Raw genomic sequence first — 17,753 nt, 5'->3', positions numbered from 1 at the left:
AAGCCCCCTCCCACATTGGTTATCCAGTGTCTGTCAGACCGCAGCGAAACGCTTGTCGAGGTAGTCGATGATCACCTTGGAATCATACATCCAGGTGGTCTGGCCATTTTCTTCAATGCGCAGGCACGGCACTTTGATCTTGCCGCCTTGCTCCAGCAGGGTCTGGCGGTCCTGCGCGTTGTTCTTCGCGTCCTTCAACGCCACCGGCACATTCAGGCGGTGCAGGGTGCGACGGGTCTTCACGCAGAACGGGCAGGCGTGGAACTGATACAGGGTCAGTTCCTTGGCCGCTGCATTCACCTGCGCCTGCTGTTCGGCGGGGCGCTGTTTTTTGCGGGGACGGGTCAGGAAGTCGCCCGCGATGATGATCTGGCCGAGGCCGACTCGAAGTGCTTTGACCAACATGGTGTAAACCTCTTGCCCATAACTGAGGGGCGGCAGCTTACCTGAATTCTGCGGGCGAAAAAAAACCGGCGATGAACGCCGGTCTTTTCCTACGCAGCCCGTTATTTGATCAGGCTGAGGAATTCGCTGCGGGTCGCCGCGTTTTCGCGGAACTCACCCAGCATCACCGAAGTGATCATCGACGAATTCTGTTTCTCCACACCGCGCATCATCATGCACATGTGCTTGGCTTCAATCACCACGGCCACGCCCAGGGCGCCGGTGACTTGCATCACCGCATCGGCGATCTGGCGGCTGAGGTTTTCCTGGATCTGCAGGCGGCGCGCATACATGTCGACAATCCGCGCGACCTTGGACAGGCCCAGCACTTTGCCGCTGGGGATGTAGGCAACGTGCGCCTTGCCGATAAACGGCAGCAGGTGGTGTTCGCACAGCGAGTACAACTCGATGTCCTTGACCAGCACCATTTCGCTGTTGTCGGAGCTGAACAAGGCACCGTTGGTGACTTCTTCGAGTGTCTGCTCATAGCCGCGGCAAAGGTACTGCATCGCCTTGGCGGCACGTTTTGGCGTGTCGAGCAGGCCCTCGCGGGAAACGTCCTCGCCGAGTTGGCCGAGGATCGCGGTGTAATTCTGTTCCAGGGACATGAAACTACCTGTGGGATTTTCGCAAAGCGCAAGGTTACGGTGGCGGGCACATCGCTGCAAGCCTGACGATGGCACTTGTTACTCGTCGCGCCCTTCCATCATGGTCCGCTTGAGCATCACATACACCGCCCCCGCGCCGCCGTGACGAGCCTGGCACGAGGTAAAGCCGAGTACCTGGGCGTGCTGGCGCAGCCAGGTGTTGACATGGCTCTTGATCATCGGCCGCTTGCCGTCCAGCCGCACGGCCTTGCCGTGGGTGACGCGCACGCAGCGGATTTCGAACTTGGTGGCTTCGGCGAGGAAGGCCCACAGGGTTTCCCGGGCTTTTTCCACGGTCATGCCGTGCAGGTCGAGGCTGCCTTCGAACGGGATCTGGCCGATCTTGAGCTTGCGCATCTGGCTTTCCTGCACACCGTCGCGGGCCCACATCAGCTCGTCTTCGGGGCCGACGTCGATCACGAACTGGTCCGACAGGCCGTCTACGGTGGTGGCATCGGTGCGCACGGTCGCGGCCTGGCGCAGCTTGGCGATCTGCGCGCGGTCGGCCTTGGGTTTGCCAGTGTCGGCGCGGTCGTGCTTGATCGGCTTGACGCCGCGCAACTCGTTTTTGAACAGGGAAAAATCGTCGTCTTGCATGTCAGCCTCCGCGAAGGGCGGGCAGTTTACCTAAATCGCGGCGGCCGGGGCGCAGGAAACGCTATCCAAGCGCCATCAGTCGTGTTTTTTCATCAGGTGCGAAGCGATGTTAAGCGACAACGGCTGGCGCATTTTCCGACGGCTGCGCCGCCACAACCATACGCCCAGCCACAGTACCAGCAGCCCGATCCCCAGCAGGATAGCCGAGCCACCAGGGCTGGCATTCAGCTCGCCAAGGGCCGGCGAGTGACCAGACAGACCGGCGCCACCAGCGCCGGCCAACAGCAGACCTACGATCGCCAGCAGCGCGGCGATGCCGGCTACCAGGCGCAGACGCCAGTTGCTCGGGCCCTTGGGGCGCAAGCGACGAGCATCAAAACCATCGGATATCTTCATTCCGACCTTTCCTCCAGGGTATCGGCCCTTGGACCGGACAATACACAGGTTGTTCCGGGACGAGGGGTAAATGCGCCAAATGAAAAGGCTTTGCGGATGAGCGGGGCAATAAACATTGTCGCACCGCTCATCAGAAGGTCGATCAGATCAGATCTTTGGTCAACGCCAGGGTGGCGAAGTTGTCGGCCATGATGGCCATTTCGGTCTGCTGTACGTGCTCGGCGCTGAGGATGCCGCCTTTGTAAGGCAGGTCGCGGGTGGCGCAGGCGTCTTCCACCAGGGTGCAGCGAAAGCCCAGGTTCTTGGCGGCACGCACGGTGGTGCTGACGCTGGAGTGGCTCATGAAACCGCAGACGATCAGGTCCAGGGAACCGAGGTCCTGCAGGTGTTTTTCCAGGCCAGTGCCGTGAAATGCGCTGGGCAGCAGTTTGCCGATGATGGTTTCGTCGCCCTCAGGCTCGAGGCCCGGGATGAACTCACCCCGTTCGCCTTGAGGGTCGAACAAGCCGCCAACGGTGCCCAGGTGACGCACATGCACGATCGGGCGCCCGGCGTTGCGCGCTGCGGCGACCAGTTGCTTGATGTTACCAACGGCCGCGTCCATGCCCGAGAGGGCGAGCGGGCCGCTGAGGTATTCCTTCTGGGCGTCGATGATCACGAGGGTCGCGTGGCTGAGGTTCGCTGCTGCGTAACCACGACCGCTGAGTTGAAACATCGTCTTTGGAACGGACATTCTGGGGCTCCTGTGAGGGGGGCTTTTGCGACATTGTCCACTGGCTGAGCGGTTCTGTGAATCGCTACCATCGTAAGGTACGCCGTTGTTGACGTGCAGCCATGTCAAGAGGTGGGCCTGTTTAACACAATGATGGCAATTTGGATGAAATCCGACGGATGGGCGCGGCTTTTCGTACATCGTCGGTACAGGTGAAGGCTGTTAGAATCGCCAGTCGTTTTTTCCAGGAGCTTGTCCCCGTGATCACATCCCGCCTGCGCACTTTGCGCGACCATATTCGTTGGGCTGTCAGCCGTTTCCATGGGGAAGACCTGTTTTTCGGGCATGGCACTGACAATGCCTGGGACGAAGCCCGGCAACTGGTGCTCGGTGCCTTACACCTGCCGTGGGAGATTGCCGACAGCTATCTGGATTGCAACCTGGAAGAAGAGGAAGTCTCCCACGTGCAGCGTTTGCTGCATCGCCGCATCCATGAGCGTGTGCCAACTGCTTACCTGCTGAAGGAAGCCTGGTTCTGCGGCATGTCGTTCATCGTCGACGAGCGCGTGCTGATCCCGCGTTCGCCGATTGGCGAGCTGATCGAAAACCGCTTCGAACCCTGGCTGGCTCAGCCGCCCGCCCGCATCCTCGACCTGTGCACAGGCTCCGGCTGCATCGGTATCGCCTGCGCCTACGAGTTTCAGGACGCCGAAGTGGTGCTGGGCGACTTGTCGTTCGAAGCCCTGGAAGTGGCCAACCAGAATATCGAGCGGCATGGCGTCGATGAGCGCGTCTACACCGTGCAGGGTGACGGTTTCGACGGCCTGCCGGGCCAGCGTTTTGACCTGATCGTGTCGAACCCGCCGTATGTGGATGCCGAAGATTTCGCCGACATGCCGGATGAGTACCAACACGAACCGGAGCTGGGCCTGGCCTGTGGCGATGATGGCTTGAACCTGGTACGGCGCATGCTGGCCGAAGCGGCAGACCACCTGACCGAGAAGGGCTTGCTGATCGTGGAAGTGGGCAACAGCCAGGTGCACGTCGAGGCGTTGTACCCGGAAGTGGACTTCGCCTGGCTGGACTTCCAGCGCGGTGGGCATGGGGTGTTCATGCTGACGGCTGAGCAATGCCGTCAGCATCAGGCCGTCTTCGCCGCCCGCGTTTAACCCACCTTACTGAACGAATAGGGCCAATGTGGGAGGGGGCAAGCCCCCTCCCACATTCAGGCCTTATTTCAAGGCATAGACTCATTTCAGCGGTGCGTAGCAATCCAGATCAACAACCCCGCCTGAAACACCGTAAACGCCACCAGGCAGGTGATGGTAAAGCGCAACCCGCTGTCCTCACGCTTGAACTTGGTGACCTTTTCCTCTTCCTTGCGCAGCTTCACTTCCTGCTCGGCCAGGTTCTGCTCGGCCTGTTGCAGCATCTGCGCCGCTTCAAGAATCTCCACAAACTGGACCTTCTCGGTGTTCCAACTATCCAGCACATCACCGACCTTGCCCGGCTGCACGTTACCTTTCAGGTGCTGTACATCGGCGTAGGCCACATCAAAGCCCTGGATGCGCAGGAAGTGATCGCGGCGCAGGCGGGTGGCCTCGTTCAACGCATCTTTGTTGGCCAGGTCGACGCCGTCGACGCGGTAGTGTGACCACTTCTTCTTCGCCCACGCGGCGCCCTGAGCTACCAGGAAGCGACCGATACCCCGGTTGGCCGGTTCGATTTCCAGGCTGTTGCCCGGGCCGAAGTGCACGCGGTGCTTGTCGTGGTCGACCCAGATATCCAGGTGGTTCTGCTCACGGCGCACGCGCTGCCCTGGCAGTTGGATGACCATGCGCAGCAGGCTGTGGTGTTTGTCATTGCGTTCGGCATAGCCGAACTGCACGAAGCGCAACGGCCGCACGCCGGTGGCGCGGTCGGTGGCCAGGGGCGCCAGGCGCAGCATCTTGAAATGCTCGGCCTGGACATCCGCCCACGGCAAGGGCGCCGCGTCGACGGCCTCGGTTTTTTCTGCCGGGGTGTCGGCGGTGGATTCCGGTGTTGCTTCAGTGGTTGTCATGCGGCGCGATCCTGTCCAAGCCCGGCGAGCCGACAGTCTTTTTGCTGTCGACTCAGTGCTTATCGGCCGTTTTTCCCAGGACTGGAGGCAAATTGTCGCTTAACGGGGTTGAAGTCCGTCGATAAAGCGCACGATGCGGCTGCCCAGCTCGGCGGCAAGGGGCAGTTGCGGATCGTTGTAGGAGGCCAATTGCTGCTTCACGTCGTTGGGCACAATGCGCATCACGTGGTTCATGCCTTCGATCACCGCCAGCTGTGCGTCGGGCTTGGCCTTTTTCAATTGCTGGGCGTCGCTCACACCCACCTGGATATCGTTGGTGCCCTGGATGATCAGCGCGGGCATGCGCAACTGGGCGAAAGCGGCCGAAGGGTCGGCACGGAACAGGCTGATCAGGTACGGCTGCACGCTGGGGCGGAAAATGCCTTCCAGCGGGCCGGGTACATCGGCGTCCACCTGGCCGGCCTTGAGGTGATCGAGGATCTCGTTGCTGCGCAGCAACAGGGCAGGGGGCAGGTGATCGGCCAACTGCTGGCGTATCACCTGGTCCACCGGGCGTGCGCTGCCGGACAACGAAATGACGCCGGCCGGGTCCAGTTGCGGCGCGGCGAGGGCCGCCACCAACGCCCCTTCGCTATGGCCCAGCACAATCAGCGGGCCAAAGCGTTGGTCGGTCTTGAGCAACTTGCCCCAGGCCACGGCATCGGCCGCGTAGGCCTCCAGGGTCAGGTTGCGTTCATCCGGCGTGGCCGCCAGGCTGGCCGCGACGCCGCGCTTGTCGTAGCGCACGCTGGCGATGTTGTGCCGCGCCAGCACCCAGGCGAGGCGCTTGAGGCTGTCGTTGCGCGCGCCGTCGGCACTGTTGCCGTTGCGGTCGGTAGGGCCGGAGCCAGGGATGATCAGTACAACCGGGACTGGCTTATCGGATTTGGGCAACAAGAGTGAGCCAAACAGCTCGCCACTGCCGGTGTCCAGGCTGATGGGCCTTTGCAGCACGACAGGAGAGGCAGCGAAGCCAACACTGGAAAACAGGGTGAGGGTCAAAAGCAGAACTCGCAGCATCATCGCGCCATCATGAGGAAGGTGCCGGTTGGACCAAGGTCTACCGGTAAGGTTTCGAGGATGAACTACTCGGTTAGCCTGCGTATACTGGCCGCCTTAAGTTATTACGGTTGACTTGATTCAACTGATTTCACGGAGCGCCCTGCATGTCCGGCAATACCTTCGGCAAGCTGTTCACTGTCACCACCGCGGGCGAAAGCCATGGCCCGGCGTTGGTCGCCATTGTCGACGGCTGCCCGCCCGGCCTCGAGCTGTCCCTGGAAGACCTGCAGCGTGACCTCGACCGCCGCAAGCCCGGCACCAGCCGCCACACCACCCAGCGCCAGGAGCCCGACGAAGTCGAGATTCTCTCCGGGGTGTTCGAAGGCCGCACCACCGGCTGCGCCATCGGCCTGCTGATCCGCAACACCGACCAGAAGTCCAAGGACTACTCGGCGATCAAGGACCTGTTCCGCCCGGCTCACGCCGACTACACCTACCACCACAAATACGGCGAGCGTGACTACCGTGGCGGCGGCCGCAGTTCGGCCCGCGAAACCGCCATGCGTGTGGCCGCCGGTGCCATCGCCAAGAAATACCTGGCCACCCAGGGCATCGTGATCCGTGGCTACATGAGCCAACTGGGCCCGATTGAAATCCCCTTCAAGACCTGGGACAGCGTTGAAGACAATGCCTTCTTCAGCCCGGACCCGGACAAAGTGCCAGAGCTGGAAGCCTATATGGATCAGTTGCGCCGCGACCAGGATTCCGTCGGCGCCAGGATCACCGTGGTGGCCGAGGGCGTGAAGCCGGGCCTGGGCGAACCGATCTTCGACCGCCTCGATGCGGAACTGGCCCATGCGCTGATGAGCATCAACGCGGTCAAAGGCGTTGAAATCGGCGCCGGTTTCGCCTGTGTGTCCCAGCGTGGCACCGAGCATCGCGACGAACTGACCCCGCAGGGTTTCCTCAGCAACAACGCGGGGGGCATCCTCGGCGGTATTTCCTCGGGCCAGCCGATTGTGGCGCACCTGGCGCTCAAGGCCACGTCGAGCATCACCACGCCGGGCCGTTCCATCGATGTGCACGGCAACCCGGTGGATGTGATCACCAAAGGCCGCCACGACCCCTGCGTCGGCATCCGTGCCACGCCAATTGCCGAAGCGATGATGGCCATCGTGTTGATGGACCACCTGCTACGCAATCGCGGGCAAAACGCCGATGTGCGCGTGAGTACGCCGGTGCTGGGCCAGCTGTGACTGTGGTGAGCGAGCTTGCTCGCGCTGGGCTGCGCAGCAGCCCCTGACATGACTCCATCTCTCCCATACTGGCGCCTCTCCAGCTTCTACCTGTTCTACTTCGCCCTCCTGGGGGCGACCGCGCCGTTCCTGGCGCTGTACTTCGATCACCTGGGGTTCTCCAGCGCGCGCATCGGCGAGCTGGTGGCCATCCCCATGCTGATGCGCTGCGTGGCGCCCAACCTGTGGGGCTGGCTGGGCGACTACACCGGCCGGCGCCTGACTATCGTGCGTTTTGGCGCGGTGTGCACCCTGGCGAGTTTTTCGCTGATCTTCGTCAGCCACACCTACGCCTGGCTGGCCATGGTGATGGCGCTGCATGCGTTCTTCTGGCACGCGGTACTGCCGCAGTTTGAAGTCATCACCCTCGCGCACTTGCAAAAGCAGACGTCGCGCTACAGCCAGATTCGCCTGTGGGGCTCCATCGGATTCATCCTCACCGTGGTGATCATGGGGCGCCTGTTCGACTGGCTGAGCCTGGATATCTACCCGGTGGTGGTCGTGGTGATCATGGCCGGCATTATCGGCGCCAGCCTGTGGGTGCCGAATGCGCAGCCCACGACCCAGGGTAATCGTCTGGCGGGCGACGGCTTCCTCAAGCAATTGCGCAGCCCCGGCGTGCTGGCGTTTTATGCCTGTGTGGCATTGATGCAACTGAGCCACGGCCCCTACTACACGTTCCTCACGCTGCACCTGGAACACCTGGGTTACAGCCGGGGCTTGATCGGCATGCTGTGGGCCTTGGGTGTCGTGGCGGAAGTGTTGATGTTCCTCGGCATGAGCCGCATCCTCACGCGCTTTTCGGTGCGTCGGGTACTGCTGGCGAGTTTCCTGTTGGCGGCGCTGCGCTGGTTGCTGCTCGGGTCGTTTGCCGAGTATTGCTGGGTGCTGTTGCTGGCACAGGTGATGCACGCCGCTACGTTCGGCAGCTTTCATGCGGCCTCGATTGCCTTTGTGCAACGCAGTTTTGGTGACCGCCAACAAGGCCAGGGCCAGGCGCTTTACGCCGCCCTGGCCGGCACCGGCGGTGCGCTGGGTGCGCTGTATGCCGGCTACAGCTGGAACCTGTTGGGGCCGACCCTGACCTTCAGCATCGCGAGCCTCGCGGCCCTGGCCGCCGCCCTTATCATCGGTCTTCGATTGCACGAGCAGAACCAAGGAACCCTTCAATGAGCTATGTCGCCGTCTACTCCGTTGCTTCACCAGACACCCCGAACAAGGTCCTCACCCACTACGAGGATATTGCTGCGACCCTGGCCGAGCACGGCGTGCGTTTTGAGCGTTGGCAGCCTGTCCCCATCGAGAAGGGGGCCACAGATGCGCAATTGATTGCGGCGTACCAGGCGCAGATTCAGGCCTTGGGCTACGCAGATGCGCGTGTGCTCAAGGTGACGGAGGATCATCTCCAGAAGGCCGAAGTGCGTGCGGGTTTTCTTGCTGAGCGCCGCTACAGCGAGGATACCGTACGGTTCATCATTGCTGGCCAGGGGCTGTTTTCCCTGCACATAGGCGATTACGTATACGCCGTGCGCTGTGAGAAAAACGACCTGTTGGTGATCCCGGCCGGTATGGCGCACTGGATTGACATGGGTGAGAACCCGCACTTTGTCACGCTGCGCCTGTGCAATACGGCTGAAGAATGTACACCGGAGTTCACCGAGGACGATATTGCCAGTCGTTTTCCCGGCCTCGACGACTAATCCCCACTTATCAAAAACTACAACCCCTGAAGGTTGGAAGTTGCTGTGGGAAGAAACTTAAACTTCTGTAAGGCTCGGATGTTTATGCGCGGGCCTGCGCCTTAATACCATTCGTTATGTAACCCTCTGCGGCATCAATGTTTATGTCACCTGTCAATAGGAGGAATCCGAAGGTGGTGCGGCATGAGCCAGAAAAAGGAGAGGATCTAATGAGCGGCCCCAAGGAATCGTATCTACCGCCGTATTCAGTGCCTAATGCAATCAGGCGACGTTTGAACCTGGCGGGCAAGGCCCTGACGCCAGCGGAGTTGGAAATCCTGCGCTGGGCTTCGGAAGGCAAGACCGTCTGGGAGATCAGCCAGATACGCGCTACGTCTGAAGCAACCGTGAAGTTCCACCTGCGCAATATCTACTGCAAGCTGGAAGTGACCAATCGGGTACAGGCCGTCAATGAAGCCAGCCGCCAAGGGCTGTGTTGAACCCATGAAAAAGGGCCGCGACGCTAGAGGCGTCGCGGCCCTTTTGGGTATCTGGAGCTTAAGCCGAGTGGTAGGTCGGCAAGGCAAAGCGGTTCTGGCTTTGCAGCATCGAAATCTGCGGCAGCTCGCTGGCCTGTTCTGCCAGGTCGCGGCGAATGGCGCTGATAACCCATGTCAGCTGGTCGGCAGTGTGCAATTGCTGGTAAGAGATCGAACGCTTGACCTGTTTACCCTCGCTGTTGCGCAGGGTCAGCAGGATGCCGCCGTCTGGACGAGGCTGGGTGGTGACATCGTAGTTGGAGAATACTGAAGCGAATTTATCTTGGATCAGGCTCATGTCTATCAGCTCCGTTGGCTCAAGTTGGCAAGCATGGAGAGATAGGTGCAGTGATTGTGCCAGCTAATGGTTTAAATAAATATCGTTATAAATCAACATCTTATAAGAATTCAAGATTTTCGGATTCGTGCAATTTGCATGAATGGCCATCATGCATCCTGCATTTTGCGTGGCTATGCACGCTCGAGCAGGCGCTTCACTCCTCATAAAGACTGCCCTTGGCTGGCTAAATTCCTTTTTTTAGCGCTCGCTTATCGGGATACAAAACTTTTCAAATCCTGCGTGTACAGCCGAAGAGGGCCTGACGTACTTTTCTGCAAGGTTTACGCACAATAAGAAAAAGGACGTTCCCATGAGCCACGCGCAAAACGACATGATCACCTGGGGCATGATGCTACGTAAGGTGCCGGCCATTGTTCGCGCTTTGCCTCGCGTGGTGCGCGGCATGCGGGCCGCCAATGTCACCGACCCTGCGCAGCCCTGTGGCCTGGGCTGGCATTTTGAACAAGCCACCCTGCGTAACCCGGATGGCACAGCCTTGTTGTACGGCGACCGCGTGCTCAGCTACAGCGAAGCCAACCAACAGGCCAACCGCATGGCCCACCATCTGCAAGCCCAGGGCATCGGCAAGGGCGACGTGGTGGCGATCTTTATTGAAAACCGTCCCGAGTTGCTGCTGAGCGTGCTGGCCGTGGCCAAGTTGGGCGGCATCTGCGCGATGCTCAATACCGCGCAAACCCAGGCGGCGCTGCTGCACAGCCTCAACCTGGTGAACCCGGTGGCGATTGTGGCCGGTGCGGAACTGGTGGCTTCTTATGACGCGGTACGTGAGCAGGTGAGCATTCCTGTGGAACGGACCTGGTTTGTCGCGGACCAGCAAGCCAATGCGCTGCCCGACGGTTATTGTGACCTGGTGGCAGCCAGCGCCGAATGCCCGGTGGACAACCCGCCGAGTACCGCGCAGATTTTCTTCAACGACCCCTGCTTCTATATCTACACCTCCGGCACGACCGGGCTGCCCAAGGCCGGCATCATGAAACATGGTCGCTGGACCAAGACCGCTGTCAGCTTCGGCAGCATTGCGCTGGACATGGGGCCGGAGGATGTTCTTTATTGCACCCTGCCGCTGTACCACGCCACCGGCCTCTGCGTGTGCTGGGGCTCGGCGATTGTCGGCGCGTCCGGGTTCGCTATCCGGCGCAAGTTCAGCGCCAGCCAGTTCTGGGAGGATGCGCGCAAATTCAAGGCGACCACCCTCGGCTATGTCGGCGAATTGTGCCGCTATCTGCTCGATCAGCCGGCCACCGGAAACGACCGTGACCACCGCGTGACCAAGATGGTTGGCAATGGCCTGCGTCCTGGTGTGTGGGCGCAGTTCAAGGCGCGTTACGGCGTGGAGCATGTCTGTGAGTTGTATGCCGCCAGCGACGGTAATATCGGTTTCACCAACATATTGAATTTCGACAACACCGTCGGCTTTTGCCTGCAACACTGGGCGTTGGTGGACTATGCCCACGACAGCGGTGAGCCGATCCGTGGCAGTGATGGTTTCATGCATAAAGTGAAGACCGGCGGGCAGGGCTTGTTGCTGGCCAGGATCGATGAAAAGTCGCCCTATGACGGTTACACCGACCCGGAGAAAAACCGCAAGGTGATCCTCACGGATGTGTTCGAGAAGGGCGACCGCTACTTCAATACCGGCGACCTGGTGCGCAGCATCGGCTTTGGCCATGCACAGTTTGTCGACCGCCTGGGCGACACCTATCGCTGGAAGGGTGAAAACGTCTCCACCACCGAAGTGGAGAACATCCTGCTGCAACACCCGCAGATCGCCGAAGTCGTGGCCTATGGCGTGGAAATCGAAAACACCAACGGCCGTGCTGGCATGGTCGCCATCACCCCGAGCGAATCGCTGGCTGCCCTGGACATGCGCGAGTTGCTGCAATTCGCTCATGGCCAGTTGCCGCACTATGCCGTGCCGTTGTTCCTGCGCATCAAGGTGAAGATGGAAACCACCGGCACCTTCAAATACCAGAAGGTGCGGCTCAAGGAGGAGGCCTTCGACCCGGACAAGGCCGGCAATGACCCGGTCTATGCCTGGCTGCCGGGGTCGGACAGTTATGTGCCAGTCACCGGGCAGTTGCTGGCGCAGATCCAGGGTGGGCATTTCCGCTATTAAAGGAGCGCTATTGATTCTGCCTATGGCTGCTTTTGACAAAAAAGCCATGACAGGGGGGAACTCCCTCGCGACACTGGGCGCCATATAAAGCACCAGACAAGGAGCCCCACATGTCAGACCAAGCCAAACAAATGACCGAAGACGAAGCCGCCGAATTTGCCGAGCAGGTCTTCGACGTTGCCCGTAAAGGCGACGCCGCCATGCTCGCTGCGCTGCTGGCCAAGGGCTTGCCGGCCAACTTTCGCAACCATAACGGCGACACCTTGCTGATGCTCGCGGCCTACCACGGCCACGCCGAGGCGGTAAAAGTGCTGCTGGAGTTCAAGGCCGATCCGCAGATCGCCAACGACAAGAACCAGCTGCCGATGGCCGGTGCAGCGTTCAAGGGCAACCTGGACGTGGTCAAGGCGCTGATCGAAGGGGGCGCGCCGGTGGATGCCGCGTCTTCCGATGGCCGTACGGCGTTGATGATGGCGGCGATGTTCAACCGCGTCGAGATGGTCGATTACCTGCTGGGCCAGGGCGCTAACCCCAAGGCCACCGACGCCAATGGCGCCACCGCACTGGCTGCCGCGCAGACCATGGGCGCGGTGGATACGGCGGCGCAGTTGCAGAAACTGGTGTAGGCTACGCGCCCTCAAAAGCCAGCCCGCTACAGGACCATTCCCATGAAAACCGCCCTCGTCGAACTCATCAGCAAAATCAGCGCCGGCGTCATGGGCGAGGACGAGGTGGCGCGCATCGCCGATGAAGCGGCCCAGGCCTACGCCGACCCGGCCGCGTTTCTGGCGGCCAACCCGGATATCAACTACGACGACACCTTCCCCATCCCACTCGGTGAGTGGGTGGTGGTCGGCAGCCTGCCGGACACCGTACTGTTCCAGGCCGACACCTATGGCGACCTGTTCGCGCAGATCGTCGCGTCGTTCGGCCCCGGCGTGGCGTTCAACCTCAAGCCCAAGCAACTGGCCAAGACCGAAGACCTGACCGCACTCAACCGCATCCAGATCCAGATGAGCGCCCTCAGCCCCGAGGATGGCGGCTATGTGCTGCTCAACTTCAGCCAGCTGCTGGATGACGAAATCCAGGCAGTACTGGTCTACGGCAACGACCTGCCGCGCGTGCTGGAGCTGTGCGCCGAAGTGGGCATCAAGGGCGAACCGTCCCTGGAAGCGCTGAAAGTGGCCGTTCACGTCTGAAATAAAACGGAACCCCCGCCAGGGCTGACTATCCTACAAGGGCATGCCCTCACTTAGGAGCGACACCATGGGTTCCACTTTTAACAGCTTGATCGGGCTGATCATCCTCGCGCTGGATATCTGGGCGATCATCAACGTGTTCAAAAGCGGCGCAAGCACGGGCGCCAAGGTGTTGTGGATCCTGTTGATCCTGCTGCTGCCGGTGCTGGGCCTGATCATCTGGGCGATTGCCGGGCCAAGGGGTAACGTGCGGATCTGATCGTGCGCCCGACCTGGCAGCTGTCGAGCCCTGGCTCGGCAGCTGCCAGGCTAGGGTTCTTCCCTTCAATTCATTTTGTGTTTCGAAATATTCGCTGCACACAATTTTCACATCCCGTCCAAGACAATTCGCCGGCTTTATCTTCCTGCCAAGGCCCTATTTCAAGAGCCACTAAAGGCGGAGCGCCGGTGCACGTTCAGTAATTAATAGCCTTGCCGCCGTTGATCGGGCACCATTCGCGCCACTGCATTACTTCGTCACTTAAACTTCCAATGGGTCCTGAAACGACATGGCAAACCCGGACGCCCTGAGTCAGCAGCGAGCTTCTAATCGCCTGCTGCAACCGACCGTCAAATCCCATCTGGCGTACACGCTGCTTTGCGCACTGGTCATGATGGTGATGTTCTCCCTGCTGCGCCTGGCGCTGCTGGTGTACAACCGCGAAATGATCCTCGACACGCCGGCCTCGACCTTCCTCGAAGCGTTCGGCAATGGCACGCGCTTTGACATCCGCTTCGTGATGTACGCGTTGGTCCCGCTGCTGCTGGCGCTGTTCAGCGTCCGCGCCATGGCCGCGCGTGGGTTCTTCCGTCTGTGGCTGACCGTCGCGTCCAGCATTGCCCTGTTCCTGGGCCTGATGGAAATGGACTTCTACCGCGAGTTCCACCAGCGCCTCAACGGCCTGGTCTTCCAGTATGTGAAGGAAGACCCCAAGACCGTGATGAGCATGCTCTGGTACGGTTTCCCGGTAGTGCGCTACCTGCTGGCCTGGGCCGTGGGTACGCTGATCCTGAGCATGGCGTTCAAAGGTGCCGACCGCGCCACACGTCCCCGTGGCCCGTTCAGCGGTGGCAGCATCGGCACCCGCCAGGTGGCGCCTTGGTACACGCGCATCGCGGTGTTCGTGGTCTGCCTGCTGATCGCCGTGGTCGCCATCCGTGGCACCCTGCGCCAGGGTCCGCCGCTGCGTTGGGGTGATGTCTACACCACCGACTCCAACTTCGCCAACCAGTTGGGCCTCAATGGCACCTTGTCACTGATTGGCGCGGCCAAGGCCCGCTTCGGCGAAGACCGTTCCAACGTCTGGAAGGCCACGCTCGACCAGCCGCTGGCCACCCAGACCGTGCGTGACATGCTGGTGCTGCCGCAAGAGAAGCTGGTGGATACCGACATCGCCGCCGTGCGCCGCGACTACATGCCGCCGGCCGAGAAGACCCTGCCGATCAAGAACGTGGTTGTGATCCTGATGGAAAGCTTCGCCGGTCACTCGGTCGGCGCCTTGGGTCGTCCAGGCAACATCACGCCGTACTTCGACAAACTGTCCAAAGAAGGCCTGCTGTTCGACCGTTTCTTCTCCAACGGCACCCATACCCACCAGGGCATGTTCGCCACCATGGCGTGCTTCCCGAACCTGCCGGGCTTCGAATACCTGATGCAGACCCCCGAAGGCAGCCACAAGCTGTCGGGCCTGCCGCAGTTGCTCAGCGCGCGCAAGTATGACGACGTGTATGTCTACAACGGCGATTTCGCCTGGGACAATCAGTCGGGCTTCTTCAGCAACCAGGGCATGACCAACTTCATCGGTCGCAATGACTTCGTCGACCCGGTGTTCTCCGACCCGACGTGGGGCGTCTCCGACCAGGACATGTTCAACCGTGGCCTGGAAGAGCTGAAGGCGCGTGAAGGCGGCAAGCCGTTCTATGCGTTGCTGCAAACCCTGTCCAACCACACGCCGTATGCGCTGCCGACGCCATTGCCAGTGGAGAAAGTCACCGACCGTGGCAGCCTCAACGAGCATTTGACCGCCATGCGCTACTCCGACTGGGCCCTGGGCCAGTTCTTTGAGAAGGCCCGCAAGGAGCCGTACTTCAAGGAAACCCTGTTCGTCATTGTCGGTGACCATGGCTTCGGCAACGAGCAGCAGATCACCGAAATGGACCTGGGCCGTTTCAACGTGCCGATGCTGATGATCGCGCCAGGCATGCAGGAAAAGTTCGGCGAGCGTGACCATACCGTAGGCACCCAGATCGACATCGTGCCGACCATCATGGGCCGCCTCGGTGGCGATACCCTGCACCAGTGCTGGGGCCGTGACCTGCTGAACCTGCCGGAAGGCGACAAAGGTTTCGGCGTGATCAAGCCATCGGGCAGCGATCAGACCGTGGCGCTGGTGACCGCAGACCGCATTCTGGTGCTGCCGAAGGAAATGCCACCGAAGTTGTGGGAATACGAACTGGGCGCGAACCCGACCGGTAAAGTGATCCCCGAGTCACCGGACGAGGCGGCGCTGAAGCAGAAACTTGAGTCGTTCCTGCAGACGGCTACCAAGAGTCTGTTGGATAACACTGCCGGTGTGGTCAACGGCAAGCCGGACTAATTAACCGGCCATAAAAAAGAGGCCCTTTAAAGGGCCTCTTTTTTTGTGCGTTTTACTGTAGGAGCGGGCCTGCCCGCGGAAGAATTCTAGAACAACACGTTAATCCGGAAAGCCCGCGTTATCGTTAACGACCTTCGCGAGCAAGCTCGCTCCTACAGGGGGTGGCGTTTATATGCGGCCGAGCAACAACAGCACCAGCAGCACCACCAACACCACGCCCAGGATACCCGACGGGCCATAACCCCAGTTGCGGGAGTGAGGGAATACTGGCAAACCGCCGACCAGTAGCAGGATCAGGATAATGATCAGAATGAGGCTCATGGTTTTTTTCCTTATTGGCCTTCTGCAAAGACCGGTTGTTTAACGATAGGCCCGAGTAATTAATACGGACGCCTTAACAACTCCGACTGTGGCCCTTCATAGAAAATTCAGTATTTTTTTAAAGCATTTCGCAAACGTGTTTATTTCTTTTAATGCGCTCGCAACTAAAACCTATTAGTTGAAAAATATTGAACTTAGGCTATACGCAAACATCCGACCCGGCCCACGGTTTGCCAGGGGCATTCATCACTCTGATGGTGGATGGGGGCAGGAAAAACCTTCGCTACACTGCCGGTCACTTCTTCTGTGAACCACAAGGCAACTTCCTATGCAAAATCGCATGATGATCACTGGCGCCGGGTCCGGCCTGGGTCGTGAAATCGCTCTGCGCTGGGCCCGTGAGGGGTGGCAGTTGGCCTTGTCGGATGTCAGTGAGCCCGGCCTGCAAGAAACCCTCAAGCTCGTGCGTAACGCCGGTGGCGAAGGTTTTATCCAGCGCTGCGACGTGCGCGACTACAGCCAGCTCACTGCATTCGCTCAGGCCTGTGAGGTCAAGCTGGGCGGTATCGATGTGATCGTCAACAACGCGGGCGTGGCGTCAGGCGGCTTCTTTGCCGAGTTGTCCCTGGAGGACTGGGACTGGCAGATCGCAATCAACCTGATGGGCGTGGTCAAGGGCTGCAAGGCATTCCTGCCGCTGCTGGAAAAGAGCAAGGGCCGCATCATCAACATCGCCTCCATGGCTGCACTGATGCAGGGGCCGGCCATGAGTAACTACAACGTGGCCAAGGCCGGTGTGGTGGCATTGTCGGAGAGTCTGCTGGTGGAACTCAAGCAGCAGGAAATCGGTGTGCATGTGGTGTGCCCATCGTTCTTCCAGACCAATCTCCTGGATTCGTTCCGTGGGCCGACCCCCGCCATGAAGGCCCAGGTGGGCAAGCTGCTGGAAAGCTCGCCGATTTCGGCGGCGGATATCGCCGACTACATCTATCAGCGGGTCGCGGAGGGCGAGTTCATGATCCTGCCCCACGAACAGGGGCGCATGGCATGGGCGTTGAAGCAGAAGAACCCGCAATTGCTGTATGACGAAATGACCAGCATGGCCGACAAAATGCGCGCCAAGGCACAGGCTGCCAAGGGCTGATCGGGTAGTGGTCTGTCAGGTATTTTACCTACACATGTAAGTAGTGCCTGATTTCACGGCAAGCCATTGATGCGCAGCACAGCCTGCGCGCATGGTCGAGGTCCTTTCACTGTTATAAAGGACAACCGCCATGCTGGTCTTAAGCCGCGCCATAGGCGAAGTCATCTCCATCGGCGATGACATCGCCGTGCATATCCTCGAGTTGAACGGTACCCAGGTGAAACTCGGCGTTGAAGCGCCGGCCGGGGTGCATGTACATCGCGCGGAGGTGCATCAGAAAATCCGCGATCGCCAGGACCCCAGCACCCATCCGGTGCCGGTACCCAATCTCTGACGTCAGTCGAACAGATGCTTGGGCACGTCGTGCTTGAGCATCAGCTGGCACTGCTCGCTTTCTGGGTCGAACACGATCAGTGCCTGGCCCTTGGTCAGCGCCTGGCGCACGCGCAGTACACGGGTTTCCAGGGGCGTGTCATCGCCATTGTCGGTGCCGTCGCGGGTCACGAAGTCTTCGATCAGGCGCGTCAGCGTGTCGACTTCAAGTGCATCGTAGGGAATCAGCAT

22 protein-coding genes are annotated in these 17,753 nt (G+C 60.3%); 12 read left to right on the top strand and 10 right to left on the bottom strand.

The annotated features are described in order from the left end of the window. Positions 1–33 precede the first annotated feature (33 nt). The 5 genes from BLR69_RS12315 to BLR69_RS12295 all read right to left on the bottom strand — a co-directional run bounded on the left by BLR69_RS12315 (position 34) and on the right by BLR69_RS12295 (position 2,817). Complete coding sequence (locus BLR69_RS12315) at positions 34–405, bottom strand: glutathione S-transferase N-terminal domain-containing protein (protein WP_058424630.1); 372 nt, start codon at positions 403–405, stop codon at positions 34–36. Positions 406–506: 101 nt separating this feature from the next. Beyond that, positions 507–1,052: a GTP cyclohydrolase I FolE gene (gene folE / locus BLR69_RS12310; protein ID WP_003442011.1), complete on the bottom strand. Its 546-nt coding sequence runs from the start codon at positions 1,050–1,052 to the stop codon at positions 507–509. Between the two features lie 78 nt (positions 1,053–1,130). After that, positions 1,131–1,688, bottom strand: coding sequence for a Smr/MutS family protein (locus BLR69_RS12305; protein WP_058424628.1), 558 nt, complete (start codon positions 1,686–1,688; stop codon positions 1,131–1,133). A 75-nt stretch (positions 1,689–1,763) separates the two neighbouring features. After that, the gene (locus BLR69_RS12300) at positions 1,764–2,084 is read right to left on the bottom strand and encodes a hypothetical protein (RefSeq protein ID WP_058424627.1); all 321 of its coding nucleotides are present in this window, start codon (positions 2,082–2,084) and stop codon (positions 1,764–1,766) included. 142 nt (positions 2,085–2,226) lie between these two features. Next, positions 2,227–2,817, bottom strand: a complete 591-nt coding sequence (locus tag BLR69_RS12295) for a cysteine hydrolase family protein (protein ID WP_025855010.1) — start codon at positions 2,815–2,817, stop codon at positions 2,227–2,229. 239 nt (positions 2,818–3,056) lie between these two features. Between BLR69_RS12295 and prmB the strand changes: the two genes are divergently transcribed. Beyond that, complete coding sequence (prmB, locus tag BLR69_RS12290; protein WP_071492758.1) at positions 3,057–3,965, top strand: 50S ribosomal protein L3 N(5)-glutamine methyltransferase; 909 nt, start codon at positions 3,057–3,059, stop codon at positions 3,963–3,965. 86 nt (positions 3,966–4,051) lie between these two features. Here the strand turns inward: prmB and BLR69_RS12285 are convergent, their stop codons facing one another. Beyond that, positions 4,052–4,858, bottom strand: a complete 807-nt coding sequence (locus BLR69_RS12285) for a hypothetical protein (RefSeq protein ID WP_058424625.1) — start codon at positions 4,856–4,858, stop codon at positions 4,052–4,054. Between the two features lie 99 nt (positions 4,859–4,957). Beyond that, positions 4,958–5,920, bottom strand: a complete 963-nt coding sequence (locus BLR69_RS12280; RefSeq protein WP_071492759.1) for an alpha/beta hydrolase — start codon at positions 5,918–5,920, stop codon at positions 4,958–4,960. Positions 5,921–6,063: 143 nt separating this feature from the next. Here BLR69_RS12280 and aroC point away from each other — a divergent pair, with 143 nt between their 5' ends. The 4 genes from aroC (at position 6,064) to BLR69_RS12260 (ending at position 9,373) form a co-directional block, all read left to right on the top strand. Then, a complete protein-coding gene (aroC, locus tag BLR69_RS12275; protein WP_071492760.1) occupies positions 6,064–7,155 on the top strand; it encodes a chorismate synthase in 1,092 nt (363 codons plus the stop codon). A gap of 48 nt (positions 7,156–7,203) precedes the next feature. Next, positions 7,204–8,367, top strand: a complete 1,164-nt coding sequence (locus BLR69_RS12270; RefSeq protein WP_071492761.1) for an MFS transporter — start codon at positions 7,204–7,206, stop codon at positions 8,365–8,367. Further along, on the top strand, positions 8,364–8,894 hold the full coding sequence (locus tag BLR69_RS12265) for an acireductone dioxygenase (RefSeq protein ID WP_071492762.1): 531 nt from the start codon (positions 8,364–8,366) through the stop codon (positions 8,892–8,894). Before BLR69_RS12270 ends, BLR69_RS12265 begins: the two co-directional genes overlap by 4 nt. A gap of 209 nt (positions 8,895–9,103) precedes the next feature. Further along, positions 9,104–9,373, top strand: a complete 270-nt coding sequence (locus BLR69_RS12260) for a response regulator transcription factor (protein WP_058424620.1) — start codon at positions 9,104–9,106, stop codon at positions 9,371–9,373. 58 nt (positions 9,374–9,431) lie between these two features. Here the strand turns inward: BLR69_RS12260 and BLR69_RS12255 are convergent, their stop codons facing one another. After that, positions 9,432–9,710 carry a DUF3509 domain-containing protein gene (locus BLR69_RS12255; RefSeq protein WP_003172952.1) on the bottom strand — a complete coding sequence of 93 codons (279 nt, stop codon included), beginning with the start codon at positions 9,708–9,710 and terminating at the stop codon, positions 9,432–9,434. 352 nt (positions 9,711–10,062) lie between these two features. Between BLR69_RS12255 and BLR69_RS12250 the strand changes: the two genes are divergently transcribed. The 5 genes from BLR69_RS12250 to BLR69_RS12230 all read left to right on the top strand — a co-directional run bounded on the left by BLR69_RS12250 (position 10,063) and on the right by BLR69_RS12230 (position 15,724). Continuing rightward, on the top strand, positions 10,063–11,889 hold the full coding sequence (locus BLR69_RS12250; RefSeq protein WP_071492763.1) for a long-chain-acyl-CoA synthetase: 1,827 nt from the start codon (positions 10,063–10,065) through the stop codon (positions 11,887–11,889). Positions 11,890–11,999: 110 nt separating this feature from the next. After that, complete coding sequence (locus BLR69_RS12245) at positions 12,000–12,515, top strand: ankyrin repeat domain-containing protein (RefSeq protein ID WP_071492764.1); 516 nt, start codon at positions 12,000–12,002, stop codon at positions 12,513–12,515. 42 nt (positions 12,516–12,557) lie between these two features. After that, on the top strand, positions 12,558–13,088 hold the full coding sequence (locus BLR69_RS12240; protein ID WP_071492765.1) for a hypothetical protein: 531 nt from the start codon (positions 12,558–12,560) through the stop codon (positions 13,086–13,088). 67 nt (positions 13,089–13,155) lie between these two features. Continuing rightward, on the top strand, positions 13,156–13,347 hold the full coding sequence (locus tag BLR69_RS12235; RefSeq protein WP_003192770.1) for a PLDc N-terminal domain-containing protein: 192 nt from the start codon (positions 13,156–13,158) through the stop codon (positions 13,345–13,347). Positions 13,348–13,636: 289 nt separating this feature from the next. Then, on the top strand, positions 13,637–15,724 hold the full coding sequence (locus BLR69_RS12230) for an LTA synthase family protein (RefSeq protein WP_071492766.1): 2,088 nt from the start codon (positions 13,637–13,639) through the stop codon (positions 15,722–15,724). Positions 15,725–15,892: 168 nt separating this feature from the next. Here BLR69_RS12230 and BLR69_RS12225 read toward each other — a convergent pair whose 3' ends face one another. Then, a complete protein-coding gene (locus tag BLR69_RS12225) occupies positions 15,893–16,045 on the bottom strand; it encodes a DUF3309 family protein (RefSeq protein WP_015885095.1) in 153 nt (50 codons plus the stop codon). Between the two features lie 328 nt (positions 16,046–16,373). Here BLR69_RS12225 and BLR69_RS12220 point away from each other — a divergent pair, with 328 nt between their 5' ends. Then, positions 16,374–17,189 (top strand): SDR family oxidoreductase, encoded by an 816-nt coding sequence (locus tag BLR69_RS12220; protein ID WP_071492767.1) that lies wholly within the window; start codon positions 16,374–16,376, stop codon positions 17,187–17,189. A 130-nt stretch (positions 17,190–17,319) separates the two neighbouring features. Then, the gene (gene csrA, locus BLR69_RS12215) at positions 17,320–17,523 is read left to right on the top strand and encodes a carbon storage regulator CsrA (protein ID WP_071492768.1); all 204 of its coding nucleotides are present in this window, start codon (positions 17,320–17,322) and stop codon (positions 17,521–17,523) included. A 2-nt stretch (positions 17,524–17,525) separates the two neighbouring features. On the opposite strand, the gene BLR69_RS12210 is transcribed toward csrA, so the two are convergent. Continuing rightward, entirely contained in the window at positions 17,526–17,753 is a 228-nt protein-coding gene (locus tag BLR69_RS12210; protein WP_003192759.1) for a YheU family protein, read from the bottom strand.

It is taken from the genome of Pseudomonas azotoformans (assembly GCF_900103345.1).
GTDB classification, from domain to species: domain Bacteria; phylum Pseudomonadota; class Gammaproteobacteria; order Pseudomonadales; family Pseudomonadaceae; genus Aquipseudomonas; species Aquipseudomonas azotoformans.
Note: the sequence above shows the minus strand (reverse complement) of the source record. Positions and strands in the feature narration are given on the sequence as shown.